This is a genomic window from Immundisolibacter sp. (assembly GCF_028696615.1).
Taxonomy (GTDB): Bacteria; Pseudomonadota; Gammaproteobacteria; order Immundisolibacterales; family Immundisolibacteraceae; genus Immundisolibacter.
This window is the reverse complement of the sequence record NZ_JAQVGQ010000226.1, coordinates 1-3,974: the sequence shown is the minus strand read 5'-3', so window position 1 is coordinate 3,974 and position 3,974 is coordinate 1. Positions and strand designations below refer to the sequence as shown.

General features: G+C 69.7%; 4 protein-coding genes. 3 read left to right on the top strand and 1 reads right to left on the bottom strand.

Annotated features, from left to right (window positions below; all coding sequences use genetic code 11):
- Positions 1-133: 133 nt before the first annotated feature.
- Positions 134-787: a hypothetical protein gene (locus tag PHC73_RS12120; protein ID WP_300128609.1), complete on the top strand. Its 654-nt coding sequence runs from the start codon at positions 134-136 to the stop codon at positions 785-787.
- On the opposite strand, the gene PHC73_RS12115 is transcribed toward PHC73_RS12120, so the two are convergent.
- Entirely contained in the window at positions 735-1,778 is a 1,044-nt protein-coding gene (locus PHC73_RS12115; RefSeq protein ID WP_300128606.1) for a hypothetical protein, read from the bottom strand. The genes PHC73_RS12120 and PHC73_RS12115 overlap by 53 nt on opposite strands.
- A 58-nt stretch (positions 1,779-1,836) precedes the next feature.
- Here PHC73_RS12115 and PHC73_RS12110 point away from each other — a divergent pair, with 58 nt between their 5' ends.
- Positions 1,837-2,997 (top strand): efflux RND transporter periplasmic adaptor subunit, encoded by a 1,161-nt coding sequence (locus PHC73_RS12110; protein WP_300128603.1) that lies wholly within the window; start codon positions 1,837-1,839, stop codon positions 2,995-2,997.
- A partial coding sequence (locus PHC73_RS12105) for an ATP-binding cassette domain-containing protein (RefSeq protein WP_300128600.1) occupies positions 2,997-3,974 on the top strand: 978 nt, incomplete at its 3' end. The genes PHC73_RS12110 and PHC73_RS12105, both read left to right, overlap by 1 nt.

Genomic DNA, 3,974 nt, shown 5'->3' with positions numbered 1-3,974 from the left:
CCCCTCCTCGATTCGATCAGTCGAAAACCCACCTGGAATAGCTCGACCCGCCGCCGTGATCCCGATCCCCCACCCGGTTGCCGCCTGGGGCACCATGGGGCGCGACGGTTCGCACTTGAACGAGGTTACCGCAATGAAACGCCTACTCGGCTGCCTGCTGGTCTGCCTGCTCACGGCCGCCGCCGCCGGCGAGGACGACTTCGACCGCCGCTGCGGGCCGTTTCAGGCGCAGCGGCTGGCGCCGAGCGCCGACACCGGCGTGGTCATCGTCGATGCGCTGCTACGCGCCTACGCGCCGGTCGAGATCACGCTCGACTACGGCGTGGCGGTGCTTCGCGGCATCGGCAAAGGACTTGGCGTGCACTCGAGCGCCTATTCGTGCACGGATTTCATGGTGATCGCCGGGCTGCGACCCGGCCGCTATCGGCTGTCGGCGCTCGAAGCGCGGATCAGCAGCGTCACCCTGCCGCAGCGCTTTCTGTACCCGATGCCCAACGACGGCTATCAGATCGTCAACCCGCACGACTGGCGCGAGGGTCCGCAGCTGTACCGCGTGCAGCCGCCGCGCACGCCCGAGCTGCAGGTCGAGGTGAGCGCCGGCGAGGTGAGCTACCTGGGCGTGGAGGTGGTGCACACACGCTTTTCGGCGCACGCCGTCACCGTGCGGCGGCGCGCCGATGCGGCGCGCGAGCAACTGGCGCGCGAACGCCTGCAGCGGCTCATCGGCGCGCCGGCTACAGATGCCAGTGCGCCGGCAGCTCGGCCGCCGGCAGCGGCGACACCGTGAGCTCTTGCGCCGGCCCGTCGAGCGGCGTGTAACGCACCGTCACCGCCGGTGCGTCGCGGCCCTGACTGTAGCGACCGAGGATGCGCGCGGCCAATTCCAGGTCGCCCGCCTGCAGCACGCCGTCCACCAGCACCAACGGGCCGCCGTGGCTGAGCGGCTCCAGGTGCGCGAACTGGCGTCGGTAGCCGGTCAGAAAGTTGTTCTCGCCGTCCTCGCGCGCCACGATCAGCTTGAAGTGCGGCCGCGGCCGCAAATGCCGGCCCACCTTCAGCAGCATGATGTCGTCCAGCTCGTACTGCTTGCTGCCGCGCGACTGCCACAGATCGGCCAGCTTGTGGCTGTAGTTGGGATCGGTCAGAAAGCAACACCCGCCGGCCGGCTGCGCCCAGTCGGTGAAGCCGAACTGGGCGGCGAGCGCCTGCTGCGGCTTGCGGCTGCGGCCGTTGAAGTCATACAGGCGTGCGCGATCCACCCAGCCCTCGCGCTCGGGCAGCGTCTCGGGCAGCAACTTGGCGCACAGCGGGCGCAGCAGGCGGTCGAATGCGCCCGATTCCCGGGCGACAATGGGCAGCGTCTGTTTGCGCTGCGACATCGGCCGCTGGCCGATCACCTCGCCGGTGACGATGAAGTCGAAGCCGTTGTCTTCCATCCAGGCGCGCGCCTGGCCGACCATGAAGCCCTTGCAGTCCAGGCACGGGTTCAGGTTCTGCCCGTAGCCGTGCTTGGGGTTGATGACCACCTCTTTGTACGGCTCGATCACGTCCACGATGTGCAGGCGGATGCCGAGCTGCTCGGCCACCCACAGCGCGTTGTTGCGCTTGGGCTTGGCGCGGTCCTGGCGGCGGATGGCGTGCGTGTGGCCTTCCACGCAAAAGCCAGTGAAAAAGTTGATGCCCTCGACGTGGATGCCCTGTTCGAGCATCACCTTGGCGGCCAGCATGGAATCGAGGCCACCGGAAATGAGGGCGACGGCTTTGCGCGGGGATGACATGGGGACGATGCGTTTTGGAGAAACCGCTTATGTTACCGACAGCCGGGGCAGATAAAAAATGCCGCTGACACGCACGCAGCGCCGCCTGGCGGCGGTCCTGCTGGCCCTGACCGGGCTGGCCGGCGCCGCGCTCATCTGGCATCGCGACGCGCCGGCCGCGCTGCCGCCCGACGTCGCCTTCGAGACCGTGCAGCGCCGCGAGGTGACCGAAACCGTTACCGCGCAGGGCAAGCTCGAGCCCAAAGCCTATGTCGACGTCGGCGCGCAGGTGTCCGGCCAGCTCAGCCGCCTGCACGTCGAGATCGGCGATGTGGTGCAAAAGGGCCAGCTGATCGCCGAGATCGACCCGCGCATCTACGCCTCCCGCGTCGAGAGCGACCAGGCGCGCATCGCCTCGCTGACCGCCCAGCTCGCCCAGCAACAGGCGCAGCGCCAGAATCTGGCGCAGGTCCACCGGCGCAATCTCGGTCTGATCGGCGAGCGCGCGGTCAGCCAGGAACAGCTCGAACAAAGCGAGTCCGACCTGCGCGTGGCCGAGGCGGCCGTGCGGTCCCTGGAAGCGCAGATCGACGAGGCCCGCTCGACCCTCGACGGCGACCGCACCAACCTCGGCTACACCAAGATTTACGCGCCCATGACCGGCACGGTGGTGTCGCAGACCTCGCGCGAGGGCCAGACCCTGAACGCCAACCAGCTGGCACCGGTGATCGTGCAAATTGCCGACCTGGACACCATGACCGTACGCGCGCAGGTGGCCGAGGCCGACGTGATGCGCCTTCGCGTCGGCACCGACGTGGAATTCACCACGCTCGGCGCGCTCGAACGGCGCTGGCATGGCCAGGTGCGGCAGGTGCTGCCCTCGCCCGAGGTCATCAACGATGTGGTGCTCTACAACGTGCTGATAGACGTGGACAACCGTGACCGCCAGCTCATGAACGGCATGAGCACGCAGGTGTTCTTCGTCCTGGGCAGGGCCGAGAATGCACTGGCGGTGCCCAGCACTGCCCTTGGCCGGCGCCGGCCGGAGCAGGACCAGAACGGCGCGCAGGCCTACGAAGTCCGCGTGCGCGAGGGCGACCGGCTCGGCACGCGCGTGGTGCAGGTGGGCCACATGTCGCGCCAGTGGGCCGAGGTGCGCCAGGGTCTGGCCGAGGGCGAGGCGGTGGCGGTGCCGCGCGCGGCCGGCCCCAAGACCGCACCGCGGCGCGGCTTTTTCTGATGGCACTGCTGGAACTGGTCGATATCCGGCGCCATTACGGCCAGGGCGCCGCCCTGGTGCGGGCGCTCGACGGCGTGTCGCTGACCATCGACAGTGGCGAGTTCGTCGCCATCATGGGTCAGTCCGGCTCCGGCAAGAGCACGCTGATGCACATCATCGGCTGCCTGGATCGGCCCGACGGTGGCAGCTACCGCGTGGGCGGCCAGGACGTGGCGCAGCTCGACGCCGATCGGCTGGCGGCGCTGCGGCGGCAGACCTTCGGCTTCGTGTTCCAGCGCTACAACCTGCTGCCCGGGGTGAGCGCGCTGGCCAACGTCGAGATGCCGGCCATTTATGCCGGCCTGCCCAAGGCCGAACGCACCGCCCGCGCCCGGCGCCTGCTGACCGAGCTCGGTCTTGGCGAGCGCATGCATCACCGCCCGAGCGAGCTGTCGGGCGGCCAGCAGCAGCGTGTGGCGGTGGCCCGCGCGCTCATCAACGACCCGCCGGTGATCCTGGCCGACGAGCCGACCGGCGCGCTCGACAGCAAGAGCAGCGCCGAGCTGATGGCCCTGCTGCGGCGCCTGCACCAGGCCGGCCGCACGGTGATCCTGATCACCCACGACGCCGCCGTGGCCGCCCATGCGCAGCGCGTGGTACGCATTGCCGACGGGCGCATCGTGGACGATCAGCCGGCCGCCCGCCCCGCCGCGCGAACGGCGGCACCGCCGAGCGCTGACGCCGCCTCCACGTCGGCGCTGGTGCCGGAGATCGGCGAGGCGGTGCGCATGGCGCTGCATTCACTGCGCACCAACGCGCTGCGCACGGCGCTCACGCTGCTGGGCATCGTCATCGGCGTGGCGTCGGTGATTGCCATGCTGGCGGTGGGCGAAGGCGGCAAGCAGCAGGTGCTGTCCCAGATCACCGCCATGGGCACCAACCTCATCATGGTGCGCCCGGGCGCGCCCGGCATCCGCGGCGGCGGCGACGTGGTGACA

Excerpts from the sequence above, each read along its gene's own strand:
- PHC73_RS12120 (WP_300128609.1), top strand. The coding sequence starts at position 134 with ATGAAACGCCTACTCGGCTGCCTGCTGGTCTGCCTGCTCACGGCCGCC.
- PHC73_RS12115 (WP_300128606.1), bottom strand. The coding sequence starts at position 1,778 with ATGTCATCCCCGCGCAAAGCCGTCGCCCTCATTTCCGGTGGCCTCGAT.
- PHC73_RS12110 (WP_300128603.1), top strand. The coding sequence starts at position 1,837 with ATGCCGCTGACACGCACGCAGCGCCGCCTGGCGGCGGTCCTGCTGGCC.